The sequence below is a fragment of the Cupriavidus sp. IK-TO18 genome (assembly GCF_015549295.1).
Taxonomy (GTDB): Bacteria; Pseudomonadota; Gammaproteobacteria; order Burkholderiales; family Burkholderiaceae; genus Cupriavidus; species Cupriavidus oxalaticus_A.
Map to the genome: position 1 here is coordinate 39,952 of NZ_JADGMP010000009.1, position 23,947 is coordinate 63,898.

Genomic DNA, 23,947 nt, shown 5'->3' on the forward strand with positions numbered 1-23,947 from the left:
GCATGTCAAATGCTGGCCAGCCGAGAAACATTGCGATTTTGTAATGTTTCGGGAAAAATCAGGGTTTTCACCAGCCCGAATCAGAAACGGGCAAAATAAGATTCCTGATTAATATCGATCAGGAATAATCGAGGATAAAAAAAGGCCCGCAGGCGTCCCGGCGGGCGGAGTCATGATGCGTGACATCAGCCGCAGCATGTCACGTATTTATAAGCGATTATCCGGAGTAAATAAACAAGGTCGCGACTAATGGATTACCCGTTGTCCGGGTCGACGCTTTTCCTCCGGAAAGCGCCCACACAAGGGGAGCCGCTCGCATGGAAGACGCGCACGCCGGCGATGCCGCCGTCGTGGTCGTGGTCGACGACCGCCACCTTGGCCTGCTGCAGCGCCTCGACGCGCTGTTCCGGCAGGCCGAAGCTGGCCGCCAGCTCGTCGCCGCCCAGCGGCGGCAGCGGCTTGCGGCGGTCCATGCCGGCGAAGCGGATCTGGTTGTACAGGGCCCACACCAACAGCACCACGCCATTGAACACGCCCACCAGCACGTACACCGACAGCGTGCCCATGGTGGGCATCATCGCGGACCAGAACGGCACGTCGAGGCCGGACGACGCTCCCGCCAGGATGTCGCGGATGCCGCTGGCGAAGAGGTAGAAGAACCCGGTCCACGCCAGCGCGGTCAGCACCGCGTCGAACGCCCAGCGCAGCGGTGCGCGCCGGGTACGGATGATCATGTTGTCGGGATTCATGACGATTTCATCGATTGGATGCCGCGATCGGGACTGTCCCAGCGCGCACGCTTGCGCCGGGTCTTGAGCATGACCTTGGGAAAGGCCAGCAGCGTGGTGAACATGCCGACCAGCCAGTACGCCAGCGGGTACCAGATGATCCAGTACAGCGTGCGCCCCAGGCGCGGCTCGTAGCGGCGGTCGATCGCCACGCTGATCATGAACTGCAATATGCAGACCGCCGCCAGCACCATGCCGGTAAAGCCCGGCGGCATCAGCTTCTGGATGCGGATATGCTCCGGCAGCTCGACGAAGTGCCCCAGCGCCCACAGTACGATCGACATGGCAAAGGCAAAGGCCCAGCCCGCGGACAGGCAGTACTCCGCCATCAGCGGCCACAGCCGGCGGTGGCGCCAGATCCAGATCGAGCGCACGTTCTTCATGAACACTTCGGCGCCGCCCTGGGCCCAGCGCAGCCGCTGCTTGAACAGGCCGCGCACGGTCTCGGGCATCAGGATCCAGCACAGTGCGCGCGGCTCGTAGAAGATCGACCAGTGGTCGCGCTGCAGCTTCCAGCTGATGTCGATGTCCTCGGTGATCATGTCCAGGCTCCAGTAGCCGACGCGGTCCAGCGCGCGGCGGCGGAACGCGGCGACCACGCCGGACACGGTAAAGACCTGCCCATAGACGCGCTGGGTGCGCTTGATCAGCCCGATGATCGACGAGAACTCGCCGACCTGGATGCGGCCCACCAGCGTGGAGCGCGTGCGGATGCGCGGGTTGCCGGTGACCGCGCCCACGCGCGGGTTGGCCACCATCGGCGCGACCAGGTAGGCGGCAGCGTCGGGATCCAGCGCCGCGTCGCCGTCGATGCAGACCAGGTATTCGCCGCGCGCGGCCAGCGCGCCCATGCGCAGCGCCATGGCCTTGCCCTGGTTCTGCGCCAGGTGGACTACGCGCAGCCGTTCATGGCGCTGCGCCAGCGCTTCCAGCACGGCGCCGGTGCCGTCGCGCGAACCGTCATTGATAGCGATCACCTCGAACTCGGGATAGCGCTGTCCCAGCGCGGCCAGCAGCGTCTCTTCGCCGTTCTGCTCTTCGTTGTAGCAGGGCACCAGGATCGAGATGAACGGTGTGCCGGACACCTGCGGCGCCTCGCGCTGCTCGCCCCCCCGCCACTTGCGCTCCCAATGCAGCCAGAAGTACACGCCGCCGGCCATCCACAAGCCGGACATGAACAGCGGATAGAAGAACACGAAGGCCAGCAGCAGGTCGCCGGTGGCAAGCGCGGCCAGCGCGAACGGCAGCGCCAGCGCGAGGCACAGGATAACCAGGGCAAACAGTCTTTCGATCATGGTGCGGGGTACCAGGCGTTAGACAGCGCCGGGCGGATCAAGTCGAGCCGGGGCTGGTTGTTCAGGAAGTCGTCGGGGTAGTAGCCGAAGCTGCGCGCGCCGCGCCGCTGAAGGCGCTGCATCCAGCCGGCCAGCACCTTGCTGTCGACTGCGCCTGCAACCCCACCTTCTGGCTTGCGCCAGTCGCGCGCCTGCAGCTCGAACACCGTGCGCCGCAGCGCGCCGGGGCGCTGCGCCACCGCGTCGACGATGCGGTCGAGCCATTGGTGCTCCTGGCCGCGCGGCACCTGCTCCATGTACGGCATCGCCATCGGCGCGGTCCAGTCGTATGCGGCCAGGAAGTCGTCGAGGTTCTGCGCGAACCAGGCTTCGCTGTCCGGCTGCAGGATGGGCATGGCGAAGATATTGCGCGCGGTCTTGATCGCCGGGCCGCGGATGGCGCGCACACGCTGTGTCAGTTCCTGCGTGAAATCGACCAGCGCACGGCTCTTCATGCGCGTCCAGCGCTGCATCGTTTCCGGGTCGGCGCGCAGCGCGGCAATGTTGTCCGGCAGCCCGGCCTTGCGGTACGCCGCCAGTGCCGGCGCGCTGGCGTCCTCGAAATCGCTGAGTATGGCGTCGTCGTGGAACAGCAGGCCCTGGAAGAAGGCGTGCCGGGCCAGGTCTTCATAGACCTCGGCGATGCGCTGGCGCGCCACCGGGTCGAACGGCGACAGGCGGCGGTATTGCTTCGCGTCGACCCCGGCGCGATTGGTGGCCGGGTCCCAGCGGGTCACGCGCGGCAGCGACGGGTCCATGTCGAAGCTCAGCACCGGCATCCAGGCGTAGACCTTGACTTTGGCGCGGTTGCCGAGTTGCCATGCCACGCGGTTGAACAAGTCCGCGCGCATCGGCAGCCAGCGGTTCGGGAAGTACACCGACCGGACCAGGCCGCTGCCATCTTCGTCGGAGAAGGCCTGCAGGAAAACCGTGTTGATCTTGAGGTCGTAGATGCGCTGCACCAGCCGGTCGAGGTTGCGATCGAGCTGGGCCGGGTCCGGATCATAGACGTAGTCCAGGTCGACGTGCGCGACGCGCATGGCGCTCGGCTCTTCCATCGTCGCCACCGACTGCGCGAAGCCGGGCACGCCGGGATCGCCGGTGACTAGCATGCGCGGGCCGGACATCAGCTTGTCGACGCTGGCCAGGCCGTCTTCCAGCGTCAGCGCCATCTCGTAGCCGTTCTCGCCGATGATGCGCAGCGCGGTGCCTCCTTCGGCGCCGTACGGCCATACCCAGACGCGCACCGGCTTGCCGGTGACGGCATGGACTTTCTTCGTGATGCGCTGCATGTCGGTACGCACGCGCGCCGCGTAGGTTGCGTCGGTCTCGTAGTGGCCGGTGCCGGCATCGAAGGCGCGCACCGCCGCGGCCGGCTCGGTATTGCCTTGCGGGTTGGCGTTGATGCCGTAGTGCAAGGCGTCGGTGTGCGCGCCGATCTCTACCAGCCCGGAGGCGGAAATCTCGCGCAGTTGCTGCCACGTCAGCAGGCGGTCGCGCGCGGTCGGCGTGCCGCCGAAATCGACCGGCTGGCCCGCTGGCGTGTCGAGCCACGCGCCGACCGGCGCCAGCACCGCGGGCCAGCGGTAGGCCTTCAGGATCGGCAGCACGCGCGTATGGAAGCTGCGATAGCCGTCATCGAAGGTCAGCAGCACCGCGCGCGCCGGCAACGGCTTGCCGCCACGGCGCGCGGCCAGCACCTGGTCGACCGAGACCGCCTGGTAGCCGTTCTCGCGCAGCCAGGCCAGCTGGCCGATCAGGTGGTCGGTACGCACGCTCAGGTAGGCCTGGTCGGGATCCCTGTCTTCGACGTCGTGGTAGGCCAGCACCACCAGGTGGTTGTTCGGCCAGGGCTGTTCGGCGGCGGCGAGCGGGCGCTGCGCCGGCGGCGTGAACACCGGGATGTCCTTGGCGCAGCCGGCGAGCAGGCATGCGGCCAGCAGCAGCCAGAGCAGGCGGCGCCAGGCGCGCTGCGGAAATCGTGTCATGGCGGGGGTCCGGGTCAGAATCGATAGGTCAGGTCGAACACGATGCGCAGTTCGCGCTCGCGCTGGCCGTCATAGGGCCGGCTGCTGGCGGTGACGGTGGCGCCCACGTCGAACACGTCGTTGGTGCGGTAGCGCTGGCCGTAGCCGAGCAGCAGGATCGCGCCGGTGCCGAAGCCTTGCTGGCTGTAGGTACCGGCGCCGCCCAGGAACTGCTGCTCCCAGGCGGTCTCGTAGCGGCGGTACAGCGTGTGCGTGAGCCGGGCCGACGGCAACACCGTCAGGTCCGCGCGCGGGCTGTAGTACGGCACGTCGGTGCGGCTGTTGCGCGAGCTCCACAGGTCCACCAGCAGGTCGGCCTTCAGGTGCGGCGCGGCGTAGATCCGCTGCACGCCGGAGATGCCGCCTTCGAGCCGGTCATTGCCGTCGCTGAAGTGCGACGGCGCCACCGTCAGCATCCACTCGCAGGCCTCGCTGGCGCGCCAGCGGCCGTAGACCTGCACGTTATTGGCGTAAATGCCGTTGAGCAGCGCCCGCAGCGGCGTGGCGGTCGAGCGCATCGCGGCCGAGGCGCCGATGCGCCAGCGGTCATCCAGGTCATAGTCCACCGCCACCCGGCCGCCCTGGCGCGCGCCGTAGCCATATCCGTGCGTGGACAGCTCGGCCTCGACGGTCAGGTCGCGCACGCGCCGCTGCACGCCGGCGCGGGCCCAGCGGTAGTCGACACGCCCTTCGTCGAAGCGGCCGGTGGCATAGCCCACGCCGCCAAAGGCGCGCCAGTCATAGTTGATCGGCGGCGTGTACAGCACCGACTCGATGCCGAAATTGCCGTCGCCCACCACCGGGCTGTCGTTGGCCAGGCCGCGATAGCCTTCGATGCGCAGCTCGGCCTTGTTGTGCACGGCCCATTCGCGCGCCAGGCGGCGGGCGGCCAGGTCATCAGGGAAGCGCGCCAGGGTATCGTCGCGCAGCATTTCCGCCTGGCGCCATTCCTGCAGGTCGAGCGCGGCGTGGCCCTGCTGCACTTCCACCGCGAGCGCGCGCGGCGCCAGCGTTTCGGCGGCCTTCAGTTCCTGCTCGGCGGCGCGCGGCCAGCCGCGCGCCAGGTAGACATTGGCCAGGCCCACGCGCAGGCCGGAATGGCCGGGCGCGTTGCGCACCAGGTCTTCCGTGCGCTGCTGGGCCTGCTGGGTGTCGCCGGCCTGCAGGGGCGCGAGCGTGGCGGTCTGCTCGGCGGACAGCCACAGTTCGTTGGGCTGGCGCGCCGGCTGGCCGCGCACCCGGCGCCATTGCGGCTGCTCGGCGCGGGCCTCGCTCACCGCCTCGCCCGCCGGGTCGAAGGCTTCGGCTTCGGCGTTGGCGTAGTACAGGCCGGTCTGGGCCTTCAGGCGCGTTTCGGGGTCGAGTCCGAGCGGATAGGCTTCGCGCACCTGGCGGAACAGTTCGGCGGCCTGCTCGGGGTGGCGCAGGTAGAGGTAGGCCGAGGCCACGTCGCCCAGCGCGTAGACGGGCACGGCGACACCCTCGGCGCGCAGCGCCTCGTAGCTGTCGACCACGTCCTGCATGCGCAAGCGCGCATGCAGCGCGCCGAGGCGGTCGATGCGGGCGCGGCGGTACAGGGCCTCGCTTTGTCCTTCCTTGTTGCCCTGCCCCTGCAGTGCGGGCAGCAGCGCGTCATAGCGCGCCAGCGCGCGGTCGGCGATGGCAAAGCGCTCGGCTTCCATCCGTGTGGGCATGTCGGCCAGCCGCACCAGTTCGGCGGCGGCGTCCAGTTCCAGCGTCTGCCGGGCCGCGGTGTCGAACAGTGTCGGCTGCTCGCCGGCGACGCGCAGCGCGGCATCGGGCAGCCCGGCGCGCTGCAGCGCGCCCACATAGGCGCGCACGGCGTCGGCGCGTTTGGGTGCGCGGGTATAGGCCTGGTCGGCCTCGAACAAGGCCTCGTACGGTTCGCCGGCGCGGGCCTGCGCATAGGCCAGCGCGAGGCGGCTGTCGACATCATCCGGCTGCTTGCGCACCAGGGCCTGGCCAGCGCTGACGGCTTCCGCGGCCTGGCCGCCGTCGGCCAGCACGCCGACCTCGCCCAGCGCGAACACCGGCTCGGCGGGGTAGCGCTGGCGTCCTTCGCGGTAGCGTGCCAGCGCCTCGTCCCAGCGCTTCTGGTCGCGCAGCGCGCCCGCCGCCGCGGCCAGCACCTGCGGCGGCGCGGTGCGCGCGGCGCCCGCCTGCTCCAGTTCGCCGTAGGCGGCCAGCACCTCGTCGGAACGGCCGGCCCAGCCGGCGATGATGATCCGGTCAAACGCCGCGCGCCGGTCCGAGGGAGCGCTGGCCACGCGCTCGCGCAGCATTGCCAGCGCACTGCCGTAGTCGCCGGCGCGGGCGCGCTGGATCAGGGCTTCGTATTCGGCGTCAGCCTGCGCGGGGGCCGGCATGCAGCAAAGTGCCGCCGCCAGCCCGGCCGCGAGCCCGGCCGGCATGCGCCGGCGCAAGGCCTTGCGCCGGGCGGGACCGGTGCCGGCGCACGAAGGTTGCGTCATCAGTGAATCCATGGGATCCGCAGCCTGTCTCATCTATGCCCGAGCGCCGGCTCGCCTGCTGGAAGCGGGCGCGCGCCTGGGGTCCGTTATCGGCAGATGACATGCGGCACGGAGACACGGAACCCGATCGGGCCTGGCCGCAGGAGAGAGGCGGCAGGACAGGCCTACGGGATCCGGCGGGTACCGAGGAACCACGCCGGATGGCCAGCCCGCGATGGGCATGGCGTCGTGCAGACGCTACCTCCGCCGGTGGCGGGGTGCGTTGCCGCAAATCGGGGGAAAGTGTAAGCGCGTGGCGAAAATCAAATCGTGAACATTCGCAAACACATTTACAGCTTGCATCAAATTCCCGGGGCGAATTCTTGCCGCATTCCGCGGCTCGGGACAATACCCGTTCGGGGGAAACATTACTCGGTTCTGGCCAGGCGCCTTGCCTGGCCTGGTGTCGCGAGAGCCGCGGTAAAGCGGGGGGGGTAAAGCGGGAGTTTCCGGGGCGGATTTGGCGGGGTATCAGGTAATGTCCGACATAACTCCTCGCGCACGAATATCTTGATTATTCGCTGGCTGGCAGGTGTCCGGAATTCGATAAATCAGCCCAATGGCGGATTTATGGTGGTAGAAATGCCGCCCTTTGGCGGCATTTCACCGGCCCCAGCGGGCCACCTGGCCGTCGATGCCCATTTCCAGGCCGCTGACGCGCTCAGTGGCTGCGGCCAACCCGCCACTTTGTATCGCACTGTATCTGGCGCGGCGCCGGACATGAAATCTTGCATTCCGGCCGCTGCCCGGAAACAAGCGGGATACGCGCGCGCGCTCCAATGCGGTCATCGACCCGACCGGAGCCCGACGATGACCGCCTGCCTTGCCCTGCCTGCCCCTGCCGCGCGGTGTGCCGCGCCGCGCCCTCGCCGGAGCCGCCAATGATCGACGCACTGCTTGCCTTCCTCGCCGGCGTGCTGACGATCGCCTCGCCGTGCGTGCTGCCGGTGCTGCCGATGCTGCTCGGCGCTTCCCTGGGCCAGTCGGACCGCCTGCGCCCGCTGGCCATCGCGCTGGGCTTCGTCACGGCGTTCTCGGCCTTCGGCATTGCCTTCGGCGCGCTGTCCAGCGCCTTTGCCGACGCCCACGGGGTGGTGCGCAACGCCGCCATCCTGTTCCTGCTGGCGACCGGACTGGCGCGGCTGTGGCCGGCCGGCTTCGCGCGGCTGACGGGGCCGTTCGGCGGTATCGCCGAGCGCCTGGCGGACCGGCTCGGCAGCGTGGGCGGCAGCGGCATGGCCGGCGGCTTTGTGCTGGGCATGTCGCTGGGCGTGGTCTGGACCCCGTGCGCGGGGCCGGTGCTGGCGTCGATCCTGGCGCTGGTGGCCAAGGCCCAGGACCTGCAACGCGCCGCCGCGCTGCTGGGGATGTATGCCGCCGGCGCGGCTATTCCGATGCTGTTGATCGCCTATGGCGGCCAGTTCGCCACCACCCATGTGCGCCGGCTGGCGCGCCATACCCAGCGGCTGCAGCAAGGCTTCGGCGCGCTGGTGGTGGCCACGGCCGTCGCCATGTACTTCCAGTACGACACCCTCGCCGTCGCTTGGCTGACGTCGCTGGCCCCGCTGACCTGAATCCACCAGCGGAATCTGTTCGCTGAACCCTTCCCCCACTGTCTGACACGGAGACTGCACCATGCACCGCATCCTGCGTACCCTGCTTGCCGCCACCACCATCTTCGCCGCCACCCACGGCGCTCCCGCTGCCGCCGCGCCGGCGGATTTCGGCAAGGCGCCGGAATTCACCGGCATCGAGAAATGGCTCAACTCCGAACCGCTGACCCTTGCCGGACTGCGCGGCAAGGTCGTGCTGGTAGATTTCTGGACCTACGACTGCATCAACTGCATCCGCACCCTGCCCCATGTGCGCCAGTGGTACGACAAATACCGCGACAAGGGGCTGGTGGTGGTCGGCGTGCATACGCCCGAGTTCGGCTACGAAAAGTCCACCGCCAATGTCCAGGCGGCGATCAAGCGCTTCGACATCCGCTACCCGGTGGCGCAGGACAACAAGTACGCCACCTGGAACGCCTGGCACAACCAGTACTGGCCGGCGCTGTATCTTGTCGACGCCAGCGGCAACGTCGTCTACAAGCACTTCGGCGAAGGCAACTACGCCCAGACCGACGCTGCCATCCAGAAGGCCCTGGCCGACGCCAGGCCCTGACTCCTCCGGCGCGCTCCTGCGCGCGGCGCAGCCCCCGGCTAGCGCCGCGGCGCGCCGGCTGTCGGGGGCCGCTTCAGCAGCGGATACGGGTTGATCGCACCCCCGGCAGCATAGATGCCGTAGTGCAGGTGCGGCGGCGTGCCGCGGGCGTTGCCGGTGGTGCCGACATAGCCGAGCACCGTGCCCGGTGCAACGATATCGCCGGCGCGTATTGCCGCGTAGTCGTCGAGGTGCGCGTAGTAATGCATCTGCCGGCCCGGTCCCATCACCCAGACCACCTTGCCGCCGAGCGAATTGGTGCCGACGCGCGAGACGATGCCTTCCGTGGCCGACTGCACCGGCCGGCCGCGCGGCGCGAAGATGTCGATGCCTTCATGCTTGCGCCCGCCGGAGCGCGCGCCATGCCATGTGTCGCGCAGCGCGCGCGGGGCGACGCCTTGCACCGGAACCGGCAGCGCGCTCGGCGCCGGGCGGGCCGCCAGCCGCACCGCGTAGATGGCGCGTTCGAGCTGGGGCTGCAGCCATGGCCAGGCGGCCCACAAGATCGCCGCCACCATCGCCGGCGCTGCCAGGCGCCCGATCAGCGGCCGGCGGCGCGGCGCATCGCCATACGGCGCCGATGCTGGCGAAGCGGACGGTTCAGGAGCCGGTCCGCGATGGGGATCGAATTGAGGCATTCCGGTTCGACGGCGGCGCGGCCGACAAATTCCGCACGCCGCCACGTGGCGTGCGCGTCTCTGCGCAGGCGACAGCCGCACACTGGCGAACCATTGCCGGGCGGGCCGGTCATACCTCGACTTATCGACAGCAACGAGGAGAAGGCATGGATTGTCCGGTGTGCCCGCAAACGCAACTGGTGATGTCCGAAAGGCAGGGCATCGAAATCGACTATTGCCCGAAATGCCGCGGCGTATGGCTGGACCGCGGCGAACTCGACAAGATCCTGGAGCGTTCGGTCGCCGCGGCGCCAGCGACGCAGGCCGTGGCGCCCGCTGCGCCGCCCCAGCAAAGCTACGGCGACCGGGACCGCGGCCATGAGTGGGGCCGCGCTCGTCATCATGACGGGGACCGCTATTACGACGAACGCCACCAGAAGCAATATCGGAAGAAGAGCATCTGGCACGAGCTGTTCGACTGAACGCTGGCTGCGCGCGATGCCGCGCAATGAATACGCCGGCGATCCCGCTATCCCCCGCTATCCCCCGCTATCCCCCGCTATCCCCCGCTATCCCTTGCGCCGCCGGCGCGCCACCTCCGCCGCCGCGTCGCGCAGTTCCGGCGGCAGCGCGCGGATCTCCGCCGCAAAGAACGCCCGCTCGGTCGCGCGCAACGCCGGCAACTGCGCTGCCAGCCGCTCCACCGCCGCGCAGGCTTTGGCGGTTGCGCCTTGCTCGTGTGTCAGGTACCAGGCCGACTCAAGCAACAGGTTGGCCAGCTGCAACGGCCCCAGGCTGACATGGCCCGCGTCGTGGTCTTCCAGCGCAAAGGCGGCCACGGCCGACCAGCGCACGAATCCCTTGGCCGGAGCAAACGGCGCGTGGAAGGGCCGCAGCGCATCAATGGCATCGGCTACGGACAGCGGGCGCTGGCGGCGAAAGGCGGCCACGCTCTGCACGCCCTTGCCCTCGCCAGCATCGCCGGGCGCATCCGGCCCGCAGCTGCCGCGCGCGATGCGCAACAGGAAGATCGCGTTCCACGCGGTGCCGCCGCCCACCCCGAAGCGGTCGCAGATCCATTCCGACAACCCCAGCCAGCGCATCGCCTGCCGCTGCACCGCGCCGGCATCGAGCGCGCGGCCGGGGTCGGCCAGCCCATGGCGCCAGAACAGCCACAGGCACAGGCCGATATTGGCCGCGGCATGCTGCACGGCGTCGACCGAATCGGCTTCGTAACCGGCTTGCAGCGCTGCCGCGAAGGCATCGAGGGCACGCTGCGCCGACAGCGCCGGCGCCACGCTGCCGGCTGCGGCCTTGCCCATCGCACCGGCCTTGTACAGCAGCCCTTCCAGGTTCAGCACCTCGAAGCGCAGGCGCGGGTTGTAGCGCACCGCCGGGGATAGCTCCGGATCCGCACGCAGCGCGGCCAGCCCGGCGCCGGCGCCGTCGTGGTCGCCGCGCGTATAGCGGGCCCAGGCGCGCACCACGTGCGCCATCGCCGCGAAGGTGGGCATGGCGGCGCCGGGGCTGCCTGCCCGGGACAGCCGGTCAAAGCGCGCCAGCGCGGCGCGGCTCTGCTCGAGGCTGCCGCAGCGGCGCCAGGCCAGGCTTTCCTTCAGCAGCGACAACGCCTGCTGGAACGGATCGCCGGCGCTGCGCTGTGCCACGCGGAACGCTTCGGCCACGGCGGTGCCGTGCGCGCCGGCATAGCCGTCCTGCGCGCTGCGCATGGCCTGCGTCAGTTCGCTCCAGAAGGCCATATCGCGCATCACGTAGGCCGCGCCGTCCGCCATGCCGGACTCTGGCGCCCCTGCCTCGGCAAAGCCCAGCTGCCGCGCCAGCGCCGCCGGGCCCAGCGTGCGGCCGTGCGCGACGAAGCGCAGTTGCCGGGCCTGCGCCGCCGTCATCCAGAACGGCCCGCGGCTGCGCTGCGCGGGGTTGGCCGTTGCCGGATCGCGTTGCCGGTCCGCGCCCCAGCCCAGCGTCACGCCCCACCGGGCAAAGTCCGCGAAGGCGCGCGATACCAGCATGCGCAGGTTGGCGGCGGCCGGGAAGGCGCTGCGCACGGCCGCCGCTGTCACATCACCGCCGCTGCGCTGCGCATGCCAGGCGCGCGCCAGCAGCCAGACCGACTGGAAGCGGGCGGGCTCGCCATTGACGCGATAGGGGGCGCGGACGTCGATGCAAAGCAAGGCAGCGGACATGGGCTGGAGCAGTAGCAGGCTGGAGGCCGGAGAGGATGCGACGCCGTCATGTTACGCAGGTTACAGCGTGCGCGGTTGGCGTGCGTGGAGCGCTCTCCTATGCTGCGCACCACGGTCCGGGCCCGGATTGCCACCAGAGGATTCCTATCCAACCCAACACGCTACTGCCATGCCTATCCGAATCGCCCGTTTGCTGTCCCCGCTGGCCGTGGGACTCGCCCTGCTCTCTTGCGCCCTGCCCGCCACCGCCGCACCGCAAGCTGCACCGCTCGATGCGGAAGCGCTGTTCCGCCAGGCCGGTACCAGCGGCACCATCGTCGTCCACGACCTGCGCCGCGATCGCGTGCTGACCTACAACGCTGCGCGCGCGGCCAGGCCGTATTCGCCTGCGTCGACCTTCAAGATCATGAATTCGCTGATCGGCCTGGACAGCGGCGCCGTGGCCGACATCGACCACGACAAGCTGCCGTGGGACGGCAAGGTCTGGCTGGTCGGCGGCAAGGCTGTCCTGCCCGAAGCCTGCAATGCCGACGTGCCGCTGCGCGTGGCCTTCCCCAACTCATGCGTGCCCGCCTACCAGGCGCTGGCGCGACGGGTCGGCAGCCCGGCCTACCAGCGCTACCTGACCGCCTCGCATTACGGCAATGCCGACAGCTCGGGACCGGTCGACCGCTTCTGGCTCAATGGCCGGCTGCAGATCTCAGCCAACCAGCAGATCGATTTCCTCAAGGGGCTGGTGCAGCGCACGCTGCCGTTCTCGCCGGCCGCGTTCGATGGCGTGGACCGGCTGACGGTGATCGAACGCACCGCAGGCTATACGCTGCACGCCAAGACCGGCTGGGCCGATTCGGCGCAGCCGGCGGTGGGATGGCTGGTGGGATGGGTGGAGCGCGGCGGAGACAACTACCTGTTCGCGCTCAATCTCGATCTCCTCAAACCCGAGCACGCCAAGGCACGGATGGAGATTGCACGCGCGGCGCTGCGGCAGGCCGGGGCGCTGCCGGATTGAGTTGCAGCCGACGCCTACGGCACCGTCCCGCCGAGCTGCCGCAATAGCTTCTTCACGATGTCATCGTGCAATGCCAGCGCGGCAGCGAGCGTGGGCGCGCCGTAGCTTTCGTTGTCCTGCTCCCCCATGCCAGTCACGCGGGTCACGAACAGCGGCGCTTCCCCTGATGCCTGCGCCAGTCCGCGAAAGCGCGTGGTGACCACGCCGCCGCTGTCCTGCAGCAGCGTGCGGCGGAACACCGGATCGTTCTCAGCCATCCAGCGCTCCCATTCCTCACGTGCCGCCACCTCCACCGGCCGGTTTTTCAGGTCCAGCACGTAGTAGCGGCTCCACTGGCCAGTCTCGGCGCGGGCCTTCATCTCTTGCTCCGGGTTGCTAGTTTCGGTCTGTCTTTACGCTAGCCAGCCAGGCGCCGCCGCGCAAGCGCAGTGTTCCAAAAGCCACTCCAGCCCGCCTGCGCGCTTTCACCCACGGGTTTTCCCGCAGTTGAGTTCTGCCGTCGAGTATTCTTTAATTCAACCTGAATTAATTAATACAAAGCCGACGCGCCCACCAGCGTCGGCCAAAGGACGGAGACAACATGACCGCATCCAAGGCAGGCCGTGGCGTGAATTCCGCCAGCTTGCGCCTGTACAACGAACGCGCGCTGCTGCTGGCGTTGCGCCGCGCCGGCGAGGCGTCGAAGGCCGATCTGGCGCGGATGGCGCAGCTGACCAACACCGCGGTCGGCAGCATCGTGCAGACCCTGGCCGACGAAGGCCTGGTGGAGCAGGCCGGCCGCCGCACCGAGGGCCAGCGCGGGCAACCCGCCAGCCTGATCCGGCTCAAGGCCAAAGGCGCCTTCGGCATTGGCGTGAGGCTCGACCGCGGCAGCATCGAGACCGTGATGGTGGACTTTGCCGGCGAGCTGCTCGCCAGCCATGCGCACCAGCTGGTCCTGCCTCATCCCGAGCAGGCGCTGGAACTGGTGCGGCGCGATATCGACGCGATGCGCGCCCGGCTCAGCCCGGGCGAGCAGAAGCGGCTGCTGGGAATCGGCGTGGCGCAGCCCTATAACCTTGGGGCGTGGCTGCGCGAGCTCGACGTGCAGGGCGAGGACTTCCAGGCAAGCTTCCGCGCCTGGGACGAAGCCGACTTCGCCGCGATGCTCAACGCCGTCACTGGCCTGCCGGTGTTCAGCGAGAACGACGGCACCGCGGCCGCGGTAGCCGAGCTGTTCTACGGGCGCCACCACGCGCAGCATTTCCTCTATGTGTTCCTCGGCCCCGCCATCGGCGGCGGCGTGGTGATCAACGGCGACTGCGTGCGCGGCGTTTCCGGCAATGCCGGCGACATCGCCATGATGCCGGTGCCGCCCAGCACCCTGCCGTCAGCGCCGGCGCCTGCCGGCAAGCGCCGCGACCTGCTGCTGTCGCGCGCCTCGCTCAATGCGCTGACGCGCCACCTGCGCTATCACGGCGTGGCGGTCGACGGCCATGCCGACCTGCAGCGCCAGGCCGAGCTGGGCCACCCGGCGGTGGCGCAATGGATCGACGACTGCGTCGACGCGCTGGCGCCGGCGCTGCAATCGGCGCTGGCGGTGCTGGACGTGCCGCTGGTGATCTTCGACGCCGACATCGACGGCGGGCTGGTGCCGGCGCTGATCGACCGGCTGCAGCAGGCCCTGAACGACAGCGCCCCGGAAGCGCGCACGCCCGCCACCGTGGTGCGCGGCTGCTTCGGCGCCAACGCCGGCGCGGTCGGCGCGGCGTCGCTGCCGATGTTCATGAATTTCTCGCCGCGTGCCGAGCTGCTCAAGGGCGCCTCGGCCATTGTCCCGGAGGCCCGCCATGCCATGGTCTGAAGCATCACGCACCCTGCCCCAGCCCCAGCAGCAGCGCCCCCATGGCGCCGCCGCTGCCGGGCCGCTGCTGGCGCTGCGCAATATCTCCAAGACCTTTCCCGGCGTGAAGGCGCTCAGCAATGTGCAGCTGACCGTCTACGCGGGCGAAGTCCATGCGCTGATGGGCGAGAACGGCGCCGGCAAGTCGACACTGATGAAAATCCTCTCCGGCGCCTACACCGCCGATCCCGGCGCCGAATGCCGCATCGCCGGCGAGCCGGTCGCTTTCGGCGGCCCGGCCGCGGCACGCGAGCATGGCATCGCGGTGATCTACCAGGAGCTGAGCCTGGCGCCGAACCTGAGCGTGGCCGAGAACATCTACCTCGGCCGGCATCTGCACCGCCATGGCATGGTCGACCGCGCCGCGATGGCCAGCGCGTGCGAAGCCACGCTGGCGCGGCTCGGGGCGGACTTCACGCCAGCCACGCCGGTGCATACGCTGTCGATCGCGCAGCGCCAGCTGGTCGAGATTGCGCGCGCGGTGCATTTCGAGACGCGCATCCTGGTGATGGACGAGCCCACCACGCCGCTGTCGACCCGCGAGACCGACCGGCTGTTCGCGCTGATCCGCCAGCTGCGTGCCGAAGGCATGGCGATCATCTACATCAGCCATCGCATGGCCGAGATCGACGAGCTGGCCGACCGCGTCACGGTGCTGCGCGACGGCTGCTTCGTCGGCACGCTGGAGCGCGACAACCTGACCCGCGCCGCGCTGGTCAAGATGATGGTGGGCCGCGACCTGTCCGGCTTCTACACCAAGACCCATGGCGAGACACGCCAGGGCGAGATCATGCTGTCGGTGCGCAATATGTCCGATGGCCGGCGCGTGCTGCCGTGCAGTTTCGACCTGCGCGCCGGCGAAGTGCTGGGGCTGGCCGGCCTGGTCGGCGCCGGCCGTACCGAACTGGCGCGGCTGATCTTCGGCGCCGATGCGCGCAGCGCTGGCGCGGTGTTCGTCGCCGGCACGCCGCTGGCCATTTCGAGCCCGCGCCAGGCGATCGACGCCGGCATCGCCTACCTGACCGAAGACCGCAAGCTGCAGGGGCTGTTCCTGGATCAGAGCGTGCACGAGAACATCAACCTGATCGTGGCGGCCCGCGACGCGCTGCGCGGCGGCCGGCTCAACCGCGCCAGCGCCCGCCAGCGCACCACGCAGGCAATCCGCTCGCTCGGCATCCGCGTGGCGCACCCGCAGGTCAACGTGGGCGCGCTGTCAGGCGGCAACCAGCAGAAGGTGATGCTGTCGCGGCTGCTGGAAACGCGGCCGCGCGTGCTGATCCTGGATGAGCCGACGCGCGGCGTGGATATCGGCGCCAAGGCGGAGATCTACCGGCTGGTAGACGAGCTGGCCCGCTCGGGCGTGGCCGTGCTGCTGATTTCCAGCGAGCTGCCGGAGGTGGTCGGCCTGTGCGACCGCGTGCTGGTGATGCGCGAAGGCGAGCTGGTCGGCGAAGTGGCTGGTTGTGCCGATGCGGCTGGCATGCAGGAACGGATTATTGCGCTGGCGACCGGGGCGGGTGGGGACATTCAACCCACCACACTGCATTGACGGTCCCCGCGGTTTGCTTCCCTCTCCCGCAAGCGGGAGGGGAGCAAACAATCGGTTCATCAGTCGCCAATCGCAAAACATAAATGCACCTAAGCACGTCGGCCCACGCAGGCACGACGTTCCGACAAGGAGACAACATGCGCAACCCCTTCCACCCCGCCGCCCACGCCGCTGCCGCGGCCGCACCTTCCACCGGCCCCGCCCTGCCCGGCGCCGCCGGCCGCGCCACCACGCAGGAACGCCTGCGCGCGCTCGGCATGCTGCCGGTGCTGGTGCTGCTCTGCTTCGGCTTCACGCTGCTGACCGACAACTTTGCCAGCCTGCAGAACCTGTCGATTATCGCGCAGCAGGCGTCGATCAACCTGGTACTGGCGGCGGGCATGACCTTTGTCATCCTGACCGGCGGCATCGACCTGTCGGTGGGCTCGATCCTGTCGGTGTCCGCGGTGGTGGCGATGCTGGTTTCGCTGATGCCGCAGCTGGCGGCGCTGAGCGTGCCGGCGGCGCTGCTGTGCGGGTTGCTGTTCGGCCTGTTCAACGGCGCGCTGATCGCCTTCATGAAACTGCCGCCGTTCATCGTCACGCTGGGCAGCCTGACCGCAGTGCGCGGACTGGCCCGGCTGGTTGGGAATGACAGCACCGTCTACAACCCCGACATCTCCTTTGCCTTCATCGGCAACGGCGACCTGCTGGGCGTGCCCTGGCTGGTGGTGATCGCGGCGGCCGTGGTGGCGGTGTCGTGGCTGGTGCTGCGACGCACGGTGCTGGGCCTGCAGATCTACGCCGTCGGCGGCAATGCCGAAGCGGCGCGGCTGTCGGGCATCAAGGTCTGGGTGGTGCTGCTGTTCGTCTATGCCGTGTCCGGGCTGCTGTCGGGGCTGGGCGGCGTCATGTCGGCGTCGCGGCTGTACGCGGCCAATGGCCTGCAGCTGGGCCAGTCCTACGAGCTCGATGCCATCGCCGCGGTGATCCTGGGCGGCACCAGCTTCGTCGGCGGGGTCGGCTCGATCGCCGGCACGCTGGTGGGCGCGCTGATCATCGCGGTGCTGTCCAACGGACTGATCCTGCTGGGCGTGTCGGACATCTGGCAGTACATCATCAAAGGGCTGGTGATCATCGGCGCGGTGGCGCTGGACCGCTACCGTCAGAAGGGTTCGGCGCGGACCTGAGCAACGCACTGACAGGAGACAGATCGATGATCAAGCCCGTTCCCTTCCTCCGCGCACTGGCAGCGGTCGCAATGGCCGCGCTCTGCGCGCTGCCGGCCGCCGCGCAGACGCCGTCGCAGTCCGCCGCACAAGCCCCGCAGCGCCAGCTCAAGAAGGTCGGCGTAACGCTGGGCTCGCTCGGCAACCCGTACTTCGTCGCGCTGGCGCGCGGCGCCGAGGCCGCGGCCCGGCAGGCCAATCCCGACGTCAAGGTCACCGTGCTGTCGGCGGACTATGACCTGAACAAGCAGTTCACCCATATCGACAGCTTTATCGTCGCCAGGGTCGACCTGATCCTGATCAACGCGGCGGATGCGCGCGCGATCGAGCCTGCGGTGCGCAAGGCGCGCAAGGCCGGCATCGTGGTGGTCGCGGTCGACGTGGCCGCCGCCGGCGCCGATGCCACGGTGCAGACCGACAACACCCAGGCCGGCGAACTGGCCTGCGGCTTCATCGCCGAGCGTCTCAAGGGGCGCGGCAACGTGATCATCCAGAACGGGCCGCCGGTGTCGGCCGTGCTCGATCGCGTCAAGGGCTGCAAGGCCGTGCTGGCGCGGCACCCTGACATCCGCATCCTGTCGGACGACCAGGACGCCAAGGGCTCGCGCGAGGGTGGCCTGAACGTGATGCAGCTGTACCTGACGCGCTTTCCCAAGGTCGACGCTGTCTTCACCATCAACGACCCGCAGGCGGTGGGCGCCGACCTGGCCGCGCGCCAGCTCAACCGCCGCGGCATCCTGATCGCTTCGGTGGACGGCGCGCCCGACATCGAAGCCGCGCTGAAGGCCGATACGCTGGTGCAGGCCTCGGCCAGCCAGGACCCGTGGGCGATCGCCCGCACCGCGGTGCAGCTGGGCGTCGGCATGATGAACGGGCAGCGTCCCGCCACCCCGACCGTGCTGCTGCCGTCGACGCTGGTGACGCGCGCCAACGTCAGCCAGTACAAGGGCTGGGCCACGCCGCGCTGAGCGGCAGGCCCGCCATCTTTCCAATCTCTCTTGCCGAACGCACCGTTTCTACCCCACATGCCTGACAGTCTTTCCGCCGCGATCCACGCCCCCGAATTTGACTTCGTATTGTTCGGCGCCACCGGCGACCTGGCGCGGCGCAAGCTGCTGCCGGCGCTGTTCGATGCGCACGCCGCCGGCGCGCTGCACCCGCGCGGGCGCATCCTGGCGCTGGGCAGCCAGCCGCTGTCGCACGACGCCTACGTGGCCATGCTCAACGACGAGGTGCTGCCGGCGCTGGCCGGCAACGCCGCGGCATGGCAAGGCTTCCTGGAGCGCATCGTGTACCTGCAGGTCGATGCCAACGCCGATGCCGGCTTCGACGCGCTGGCCGAACTGGTCAACGCCCGCGCCGCGCCGGTGGTGGTGTGCTACCTGGCGACCGCGCCGCACCTGTTTGCCACCATCTGCGCGCAGCTGGCGCGCGTGGGGCTGGCCGGCGAGCGCAGCCGGGTGGTGCTGGAAAAGCCGCTCGGCCATGACCTGGCATCGTCCGAGGACATCAATGCCGAAGTGGCGCGGCATTTCGCCGAGGACCGCATCTACCGCATCGACCACTACCTCGGCAAGGAGTCGGTGCAGAACCTGATGGCGATGCGCTTCGGCAACGTGTTGTTCGAGCCGCTGTGGCGGCGCGAATGGGTACGGCAGGTACAGATCACCATTGCCGAGGAGCTGGGCGTGGAGCGCCGCGGCGGCTTCTACGACGGCATCGGCGCGCTGCGCGACATGGTGCAGAACCACTTGCTGCAGCTGCTGTGCATGGTGGCGATGGAGCCGCCCACCAGCCTGTCCGAAGACGCCATCCGCGACGAGAAGCTCAAGATCCTGAAGGCGCTGCGTCCGATCCGCACCGAGGACGTGGCCGAGAAAGTGGTACGCGGCCAGTATTGCCGTGGCGCCGCGGGGGGCAACCCGGTGCCAGGCTACGCCAGCGAGCCGGGCATCGCCCCGGACAGCCGCACCGAAACCTTCGTCGCCATCCGCGCCGAAATCGCCAACTGGCGCTGGGCCGGCGTGCCGTTCTACCTGCGTACCGGCAAGCGCATGCAGTCGCGCGTGGCGGAGATCGTGATCCATTTCCACGACGTGCCGTACCCGCTGTTCCCGCATCCGCTGGGCACCATGGCCGGCAACCGGCTGGTGATCACGCTGCAGCCGGAGGAAAGCATCCGCCTCTATTTCCTGACCAAGCAGCCGGGCGACACGCAGGCGCTGCAGCCCGCTTCGCTCGACCTGCAGCTGAACAGCGCGGCGCCGCGCGTGCGGCGCGTGGGCGCCTATGAGCGGCTGCTGCTCGACGTGATCCGCGGCCGGCTGGGCCTGTTCGTGCGCCGCGACGAGCAGGTGCAGGCCTGGCGCTGGGTCGCGCCGATCCTGCAGGCGTGGGAGAACACCACCGCGCCGCCCAAGCCATATACCGCCGGCACCTGGGGGCCGGCGGCCTCCAGCGCCCTGCTGTCGCGCGACGGCCAGGCCTGGCACGAAGAAATGTAGGAGCCATCGACATGACCACCACCCTCCCCGCCTGGCAAGCGCTGCGCGCGCATGCCGAGACCATGCGCCACACCCATATGCGCGACTGGTTCGACGGCCCGCATGGCGTGGCGCGCGCCGAGCGCTTCACCGCCGAGGCCTGCGGCCTGACGCTCGACTACGCCAAGAACCGGGTCACCGACGAGACGCTGCAACTGCTGCTCGAGCTGGCGGCACAGGCGCGCGTCAGCGAGCGGCGTGATGCCATGTTCGCCGGCGAGCCGGTCAATACCACCGAGCGCCGCGCCGCGCTGCATGTCGCGCTGCGCGCTTACCCCGAGGACGGCTACCGCGCGCTTGGCGTGCCGGTTGGCGCGGACGTCGCCACGGTGCTGGGCCAGATGGAACGATTTGCCGATGCCGTGCGTGGCGGTGCCTGGACCGGCTTTGACGGCCGCGCGATCACCGATGTGGTCAATATCGGCATCGGCGGCTCTGACCTGGGGCCGCGCATGGTATGCCGTGCGCTGGCGGGCGCCGAGAGTGCGAACAGTGCCGACAGCGCCGGGCCACGCATGCATTTCGTCGCCAACGTCGACGGCAGCGACCTGGCGCGCACGCTGGCACCGCTGGACGCCGCCACCACGCTGGTGATCGTCTGCTCCAAGACCTTCACCACGCTGGAAACCATGGCCAACGCAGGCACCGCGCGCGACTGGTTCATGCAGCAGGGTGCGTCGCGCGCGGACCTGGCGCGCCATTTCGTGGCGGTCTCGACCAACCGCGACGCGGTGGCCGCGTTCGGCATCGACCCGGCCAACATGTTCCCGTTCTGGGACTGGGTGGGAGGACGCTTTTCGCTGTGGTCGGCGGTGGGCCTGTCGATCGCCGTGGCAGTGGGCTTCGGGCGCTTCCGCGAACTGCTCGACGGCGCGCGCGCGATGGACCTGCATTTCGCCAGCGCGCCTGCAGCGCGGAACCTGCCGATGCTGCTGGGGCTGCTCGATGTCTGGTATCGCAGCTTCCTCGGCGCCGGCAGCCGCTGCGTGGCCCCCTACTGCGAACCGCTGGAACTGCTGCCCGCCTTCCTGCAGCAGCTGGAGATGGAAAGCAATGGCAAGTCGGTGCGCCTCGACGGCGGCAGCATCCAGGCAGGCTCGGCCCCGGTGGTGTGGGGTACGACCGGCACCAACGGCCAGCACGCCTATTTCCAGATGATGCACCAGGGCTCGCAGCTGGTTCCGGTAGACTTCATCGCCACGCTGGAGCCGGTCAGCGACCTGCCCGGGCACCATGCCAAGCTGCTGGCCAACTGCTTCGCGCAGGGAGAGGCGCTGCTGCGCGGCCGCACCGCGCAAGAAGTGCGGTCCGAAGGCGTCAGCGATGAAGCCCTGGTGCCCCACATGGTGTTCGAAGGCAACCGGCCCAGCAATACGCTGCTGCTGCGGCGGCTGGATCCGTGGCACCTTGGTGCGCTGCTCGCATTGGCCGAGCACCGGACCTTCGTGCAGGGCGCGCTGTGGCAGATCAATTCCTTCGACCAGTGGGGCGTGGAACTGGGCAAGAAGCTGGCCGCACCGATCCAGCGCGAGCTGGAAGGCACGGCGGCCGCGGCCCCGCACGATGCCTCTACCGCCGCGCTGATCCGCCGCGCGCAGGCCGCTCTCGCCCCGCAAGACGCCGCGGCCTGAGCTTTCCGCCGGAGATACCCTTATGTCCACGCCAACCTCCCTGCCCCGCTATGTCGTCTTTGGCGAAGCCCTGACTGACATGGTGCGCCAGCCCGACGGCAGCTGGCTGGGCCTGCCTGGCGGCTCGTGCTGGAACGTGGCGCGCGCCGGCGCGCGGCTGGGCCTTGCCACCGCATTCGCCGGCGCCGTCAGCCAGGACCTGTTCGGCGACGACCTCGCCCGCGCCAGCGCCGCGGCCGGGCTCGATACGCGCTTCCTGCAGCGCGTGCCGCACTCGCCCTTCCTTGCCTTCGTCGCCTCGCGCCATCCGCCGCAGTATTTCTTTGTCGGCGACGACAGCGCCGACCTGCACTTCGATGCCGCCGCGCTGCCCGCCGGCTGGCGCCAGGCGGCAGAAGTCGTGCATTTCGGCTCGATCAGCCTGGTGCGCCAGCCGCTGGCCGCACGGCTGTGCGAAGAGGCCACCCAGGCTGCGCAGGCCGGCAAGCGCATCGCCTTCGATCCCAACTTCCGCGACCTGATGCGCACGCCTGGCTACGCCGCGGTGCTGGCGCATATGCTGCGCCTGGCCAGCTACGTCAAGATCTCCGACGAAGACCTGGCGGGGCTGTTCCCCGGCCTCGACACCTGTGCCGCACTCGCACAGGTGCGCGCCATGGCGCCGGATGCCACCGTGATGCTGACGCGCGGCGCGCAGGGCATGACGCTGTGCAAGGGCGATGTCAGGGTCGAACAGCAGGCCTTGCGCGTTGAAGTCGCCGATACGGTCGGCTGCGGCGATGCTGCCATGGGCGGATGGATGGCCGGCGTGCTGTCGGGCGCCGCGCACGATCTGGCGGCGCAGGCGCGACTTGCTGCGGCAGCCGCGGCGGTAGCAGCGACGCGGGCCGGGGCGTATCCGCCGTCGCGCGAAGAAGTCGAGGGCCTGATGAACGCTACGGCAAGAACGCCGGCGACAACAACAACCGCAACCCGATCGTAAAAAACCGCTCGCCGGTCCCGCCGCCGAACACATTGCCATAGGTGGTATCGACCTGTACCCGGTCCCGCACGACCCAGAAGCGCAGGCCCGCCCGGAACGATGGGGTTGTCGCCAATGGAAGCCACTGCAGGCAGCGATGCCGCGCCTGCAGCCGCAAGACTGCAGTTGCTCAGCGCGCCATGGCGGCCCGGGACGATCCCCTTCCGCGGGAATGACTGGAACAACTGTCCACGGATAGCTCCGTTTATCAGAACGGGGCGCAGTGTAATGTCTGCGTCGGAAGCGGATCAACCCATCTGCGGCATGGATTTCGTGCTGGTCAGGAACCGGCCTTGTAGTTGGTTTCCTTGACGATGCGGGCCCAGCGGGCCGTGTCTTCGGCGATGGTGGTGGCGAACTGCTCCGGCGTGCTGCCGACCGCCTCATAGTCGATCGCCGCCAGCTTCTCCTTCATCTCCGGCAGCGCAACGATGCGCGTCACCTCCTGGTTCAGCCGGTTGACGATCTCCTTCGGCGTCCCCGCCGGCGCCAGCAAGCCGGCCCACGAGTTGAACGCCATGCCGTCGAAGCCAGCCTCCTGCATGGTCGGCACCTGCGGCAGCGCCGGCGATCGCCTGGAGGCAAACACCGCCAGCGGACGCAGCTTGCCCGCCTTGATCATCGCCATCGAGTTGAACGGATCGATGGTCATGTCTACCTCGCCCGACACCACCGCCTGCATCTGCGGGCCGGTGCCCTTGTACGAAGCGCTGACGACATCGGGAATGCCCGCGCTTGCCTTGAAGCTCGCGCCGATCAGCTCGATCATGCTGCTGCCTGCCGACAGGCTCAGCGGCCGGGTCTTGGACTTGGCCAGCGCCACGAACTCCTGCACCGTCCTGGCCGGCACCGACGGATGCACCACCATCACGAAGCCGATATTGCTGATCAGCGAGATCGGCGCAAAGCTCTTCAGCGGCTCGTAGCCTGCCTTGTACAACAGCGGGCTGAGCGTCTGCGCGCCGGCGGTGTTGAGCAGCAGCGTGTAGCCGTCCGGCGCCGCGCGCGCAACGATATCGGTGCCGATGATGCCGTTGGCGCCGGGACGGTTCTCCACCACCACCGACTGCTTCAGCGCCTCGCCCAGCTTCTGCGAGATCAGCCGCGCCACCACATCCGTGGCGCCGCCAGGAGAGAACGGCACCACCATGCGGATCGGCTTGCTGGGATAGGTATCGCTCCAGGCCAGCGTGGGCAGGGTGCCCAGCACGGCGGCACACAGCAGCGCGCGGCGGCGCAGGTTGACGGTCATGGGGCTGTCTCCGGTTTGCGGGCTATGCCAGTTCAGGGCCAGCCCTACTGTTATTCATGATAATAAATCATATTTTATGTTCATGAATTTCACCGTCAACTGAGGGTATGTGCGGACGACGTTGACCACCTCGCGAAACCGCCCAA

General features: G+C 69.1%; 19 protein-coding genes. 11 read left to right on the forward strand and 8 right to left on the reverse strand.

Going from position 1 to position 23,947, the window contains the following annotated elements:
- Positions 1–254 precede the first annotated feature (254 nt).
- The 4 genes from pgaD to pgaA are packed head-to-tail and all read right to left on the reverse strand — an operon-like array spanning position 255 to position 6,641.
- Entirely contained in the window at positions 255–749 is a 495-nt protein-coding gene (gene pgaD / locus IPF36_RS08805; RefSeq protein WP_135702804.1) for a poly-beta-1,6-N-acetyl-D-glucosamine biosynthesis protein PgaD, read from the reverse strand.
- Positions 746–2,083: a poly-beta-1,6-N-acetyl-D-glucosamine synthase gene (gene pgaC / locus IPF36_RS08810; protein ID WP_195427800.1), complete on the reverse strand. Its 1,338-nt coding sequence runs from the start codon at positions 2,081–2,083 to the stop codon at positions 746–748. The genes pgaD and pgaC overlap by 4 nt, the downstream gene beginning before the upstream one ends.
- Positions 2,080–4,110 (reverse strand): poly-beta-1,6-N-acetyl-D-glucosamine N-deacetylase PgaB, encoded by a 2,031-nt coding sequence (gene pgaB, locus IPF36_RS08815; RefSeq protein ID WP_195427801.1) that lies wholly within the window; start codon positions 4,108–4,110, stop codon positions 2,080–2,082. The genes pgaC and pgaB overlap by 4 nt, the downstream gene beginning before the upstream one ends.
- A 14-nt stretch (positions 4,111–4,124) precedes the next feature.
- Positions 4,125–6,641, reverse strand: coding sequence for a poly-beta-1,6 N-acetyl-D-glucosamine export porin PgaA (gene pgaA / locus IPF36_RS08820; protein WP_255519720.1), 2,517 nt, complete (start codon positions 6,639–6,641; stop codon positions 4,125–4,127).
- A gap of 920 nt (positions 6,642–7,561) precedes the next feature.
- Between pgaA and IPF36_RS08825 the strand changes: the two genes are divergently transcribed.
- On the forward strand, positions 7,562–8,254 hold the full coding sequence (locus IPF36_RS08825) for a cytochrome c biogenesis CcdA family protein (RefSeq protein WP_135702807.1): 693 nt from the start codon (positions 7,562–7,564) through the stop codon (positions 8,252–8,254).
- 61 nt (positions 8,255–8,315) lie between these two features.
- Entirely contained in the window at positions 8,316–8,846 is a 531-nt protein-coding gene (locus IPF36_RS08830; RefSeq protein ID WP_133094552.1) for a thioredoxin family protein, read from the forward strand.
- 38 nt (positions 8,847–8,884) lie between these two features.
- Here IPF36_RS08830 and IPF36_RS08835 read toward each other — a convergent pair whose 3' ends face one another.
- Positions 8,885–9,403: a M23 family metallopeptidase gene (locus IPF36_RS08835; protein ID WP_133094739.1), complete on the reverse strand. Its 519-nt coding sequence runs from the start codon at positions 9,401–9,403 to the stop codon at positions 8,885–8,887.
- Between the two features lie 266 nt (positions 9,404–9,669).
- Here IPF36_RS08835 and IPF36_RS08840 point away from each other — a divergent pair, with 266 nt between their 5' ends.
- Entirely contained in the window at positions 9,670–9,984 is a 315-nt protein-coding gene (locus tag IPF36_RS08840) for a zf-TFIIB domain-containing protein (protein ID WP_133094551.1), read from the forward strand.
- An 87-nt stretch (positions 9,985–10,071) separates the two neighbouring features.
- On the opposite strand, the gene IPF36_RS08845 is transcribed toward IPF36_RS08840, so the two are convergent.
- Positions 10,072–11,706 (reverse strand): hypothetical protein, encoded by a 1,635-nt coding sequence (locus tag IPF36_RS08845; RefSeq protein ID WP_195427802.1) that lies wholly within the window; start codon positions 11,704–11,706, stop codon positions 10,072–10,074.
- A gap of 169 nt (positions 11,707–11,875) precedes the next feature.
- Between IPF36_RS08845 and IPF36_RS08850 the strand changes: the two genes are divergently transcribed.
- Positions 11,876–12,715, forward strand: a complete 840-nt coding sequence (locus IPF36_RS08850) for a class D beta-lactamase (protein ID WP_195427803.1) — start codon at positions 11,876–11,878, stop codon at positions 12,713–12,715.
- A gap of 14 nt (positions 12,716–12,729) precedes the next feature.
- On the opposite strand, the gene IPF36_RS08855 is transcribed toward IPF36_RS08850, so the two are convergent.
- Positions 12,730–13,074, reverse strand: a complete 345-nt coding sequence (locus tag IPF36_RS08855) for a hypothetical protein (RefSeq protein WP_133094548.1) — start codon at positions 13,072–13,074, stop codon at positions 12,730–12,732.
- A gap of 221 nt (positions 13,075–13,295) precedes the next feature.
- Between IPF36_RS08855 and IPF36_RS08860 the strand changes: the two genes are divergently transcribed.
- The 7 genes from IPF36_RS08860 to IPF36_RS08890 all read left to right on the forward strand — a co-directional run bounded on the left by IPF36_RS08860 (position 13,296) and on the right by IPF36_RS08890 (position 22,510).
- The gene (locus IPF36_RS08860; RefSeq protein ID WP_135702811.1) at positions 13,296–14,558 is read left to right on the forward strand and encodes an ROK family protein; all 1,263 of its coding nucleotides are present in this window, start codon (positions 13,296–13,298) and stop codon (positions 14,556–14,558) included.
- The gene (locus IPF36_RS08865; RefSeq protein WP_240745808.1) at positions 14,545–16,146 is read left to right on the forward strand and encodes a sugar ABC transporter ATP-binding protein; all 1,602 of its coding nucleotides are present in this window, start codon (positions 14,545–14,547) and stop codon (positions 16,144–16,146) included. Before IPF36_RS08860 ends, IPF36_RS08865 begins: the two co-directional genes overlap by 14 nt.
- 137 nt (positions 16,147–16,283) lie before the next feature.
- Positions 16,284–17,315: a ribose ABC transporter permease gene (locus tag IPF36_RS08870; protein ID WP_133094546.1), complete on the forward strand. Its 1,032-nt coding sequence runs from the start codon at positions 16,284–16,286 to the stop codon at positions 17,313–17,315.
- A gap of 71 nt (positions 17,316–17,386) precedes the next feature.
- Positions 17,387–18,322, forward strand: coding sequence for an ABC transporter substrate-binding protein (locus tag IPF36_RS08875; RefSeq protein WP_195427874.1), 936 nt, complete (start codon positions 17,387–17,389; stop codon positions 18,320–18,322).
- A gap of 57 nt (positions 18,323–18,379) precedes the next feature.
- Positions 18,380–19,858, forward strand: coding sequence for a glucose-6-phosphate dehydrogenase (zwf, locus tag IPF36_RS08880; RefSeq protein ID WP_195427804.1), 1,479 nt, complete (start codon positions 18,380–18,382; stop codon positions 19,856–19,858).
- A gap of 11 nt (positions 19,859–19,869) precedes the next feature.
- Positions 19,870–21,528: a glucose-6-phosphate isomerase gene (gene pgi / locus IPF36_RS08885; protein ID WP_195427805.1), complete on the forward strand. Its 1,659-nt coding sequence runs from the start codon at positions 19,870–19,872 to the stop codon at positions 21,526–21,528.
- Between the two features lie 22 nt (positions 21,529–21,550).
- Positions 21,551–22,510, forward strand: a complete 960-nt coding sequence (locus tag IPF36_RS08890; protein WP_135702816.1) for a carbohydrate kinase — start codon at positions 21,551–21,553, stop codon at positions 22,508–22,510.
- Between the two features lie 319 nt (positions 22,511–22,829).
- Here IPF36_RS08890 and IPF36_RS08895 read toward each other — a convergent pair whose 3' ends face one another.
- Positions 22,830–23,801, reverse strand: a complete 972-nt coding sequence (locus tag IPF36_RS08895; protein ID WP_135702818.1) for a tripartite tricarboxylate transporter substrate binding protein — start codon at positions 23,799–23,801, stop codon at positions 22,830–22,832.
- Positions 23,802–23,947 lie beyond the last annotated feature (146 nt).

What these genes read in the sequence shown, in the direction of transcription:
- IPF36_RS08845 (WP_195427802.1), bottom strand. Translation starts at nt 11,706, where the DNA reads ATGTCCGCTGCCTTGCTTTGCATCGACGTCCGCGCCCCCTATCGCGTC.
- IPF36_RS08850 (WP_195427803.1), top strand. Translation starts at nt 11,876, where the DNA reads ATGCCTATCCGAATCGCCCGTTTGCTGTCCCCGCTGGCCGTGGGACTC.
- IPF36_RS08890 (WP_135702816.1), top strand. Translation starts at nt 21,551, where the DNA reads ATGTCCACGCCAACCTCCCTGCCCCGCTATGTCGTCTTTGGCGAAGCC.
- pgaA (WP_255519720.1), bottom strand. Translation starts at nt 6,641, where the DNA reads ATGACGCAACCTTCGTGCGCCGGCACCGGTCCCGCCCGGCGCAAGGCC.
- pgaC (WP_195427800.1), bottom strand. Translation starts at nt 2,083, where the DNA reads ATGATCGAAAGACTGTTTGCCCTGGTTATCCTGTGCCTCGCGCTGGCG.
- IPF36_RS08840 (WP_133094551.1), top strand. Translation starts at nt 9,670, where the DNA reads ATGGATTGTCCGGTGTGCCCGCAAACGCAACTGGTGATGTCCGAAAGG.
- IPF36_RS08825 (WP_135702807.1), top strand. Translation starts at nt 7,562, where the DNA reads ATGATCGACGCACTGCTTGCCTTCCTCGCCGGCGTGCTGACGATCGCC.
- pgaB (WP_195427801.1), bottom strand. Translation starts at nt 4,110, where the DNA reads ATGACACGATTTCCGCAGCGCGCCTGGCGCCGCCTGCTCTGGCTGCTG.
- IPF36_RS08835 (WP_133094739.1), bottom strand. Translation starts at nt 9,403, where the DNA reads ATGGTGGCGGCGATCTTGTGGGCCGCCTGGCCATGGCTGCAGCCCCAG.
- IPF36_RS08855 (WP_133094548.1), bottom strand. Translation starts at nt 13,074, where the DNA reads ATGAAGGCCCGCGCCGAGACTGGCCAGTGGAGCCGCTACTACGTGCTG.
- pgi (WP_195427805.1), top strand. Translation starts at nt 19,870, where the DNA reads ATGACCACCACCCTCCCCGCCTGGCAAGCGCTGCGCGCGCATGCCGAG.
- IPF36_RS08895 (WP_135702818.1), bottom strand. Translation starts at nt 23,801, where the DNA reads ATGACCGTCAACCTGCGCCGCCGCGCGCTGCTGTGTGCCGCCGTGCTG.
- zwf (WP_195427804.1), top strand. Translation starts at nt 18,380, where the DNA reads ATGCCTGACAGTCTTTCCGCCGCGATCCACGCCCCCGAATTTGACTTC.
- IPF36_RS08865 (WP_240745808.1), top strand. Translation starts at nt 14,545, where the DNA reads ATGCCATGGTCTGAAGCATCACGCACCCTGCCCCAGCCCCAGCAGCAG.
- IPF36_RS08830 (WP_133094552.1), top strand. Translation starts at nt 8,316, where the DNA reads ATGCACCGCATCCTGCGTACCCTGCTTGCCGCCACCACCATCTTCGCC.
- IPF36_RS08870 (WP_133094546.1), top strand. Translation starts at nt 16,284, where the DNA reads ATGCGCAACCCCTTCCACCCCGCCGCCCACGCCGCTGCCGCGGCCGCA.
- pgaD (WP_135702804.1), bottom strand. Translation starts at nt 749, where the DNA reads ATGAATCCCGACAACATGATCATCCGTACCCGGCGCGCACCGCTGCGC.
- IPF36_RS08860 (WP_135702811.1), top strand. Translation starts at nt 13,296, where the DNA reads ATGACCGCATCCAAGGCAGGCCGTGGCGTGAATTCCGCCAGCTTGCGC.
- IPF36_RS08875 (WP_195427874.1), top strand. Translation starts at nt 17,387, where the DNA reads ATGGCCGCGCTCTGCGCGCTGCCGGCCGCCGCGCAGACGCCGTCGCAG.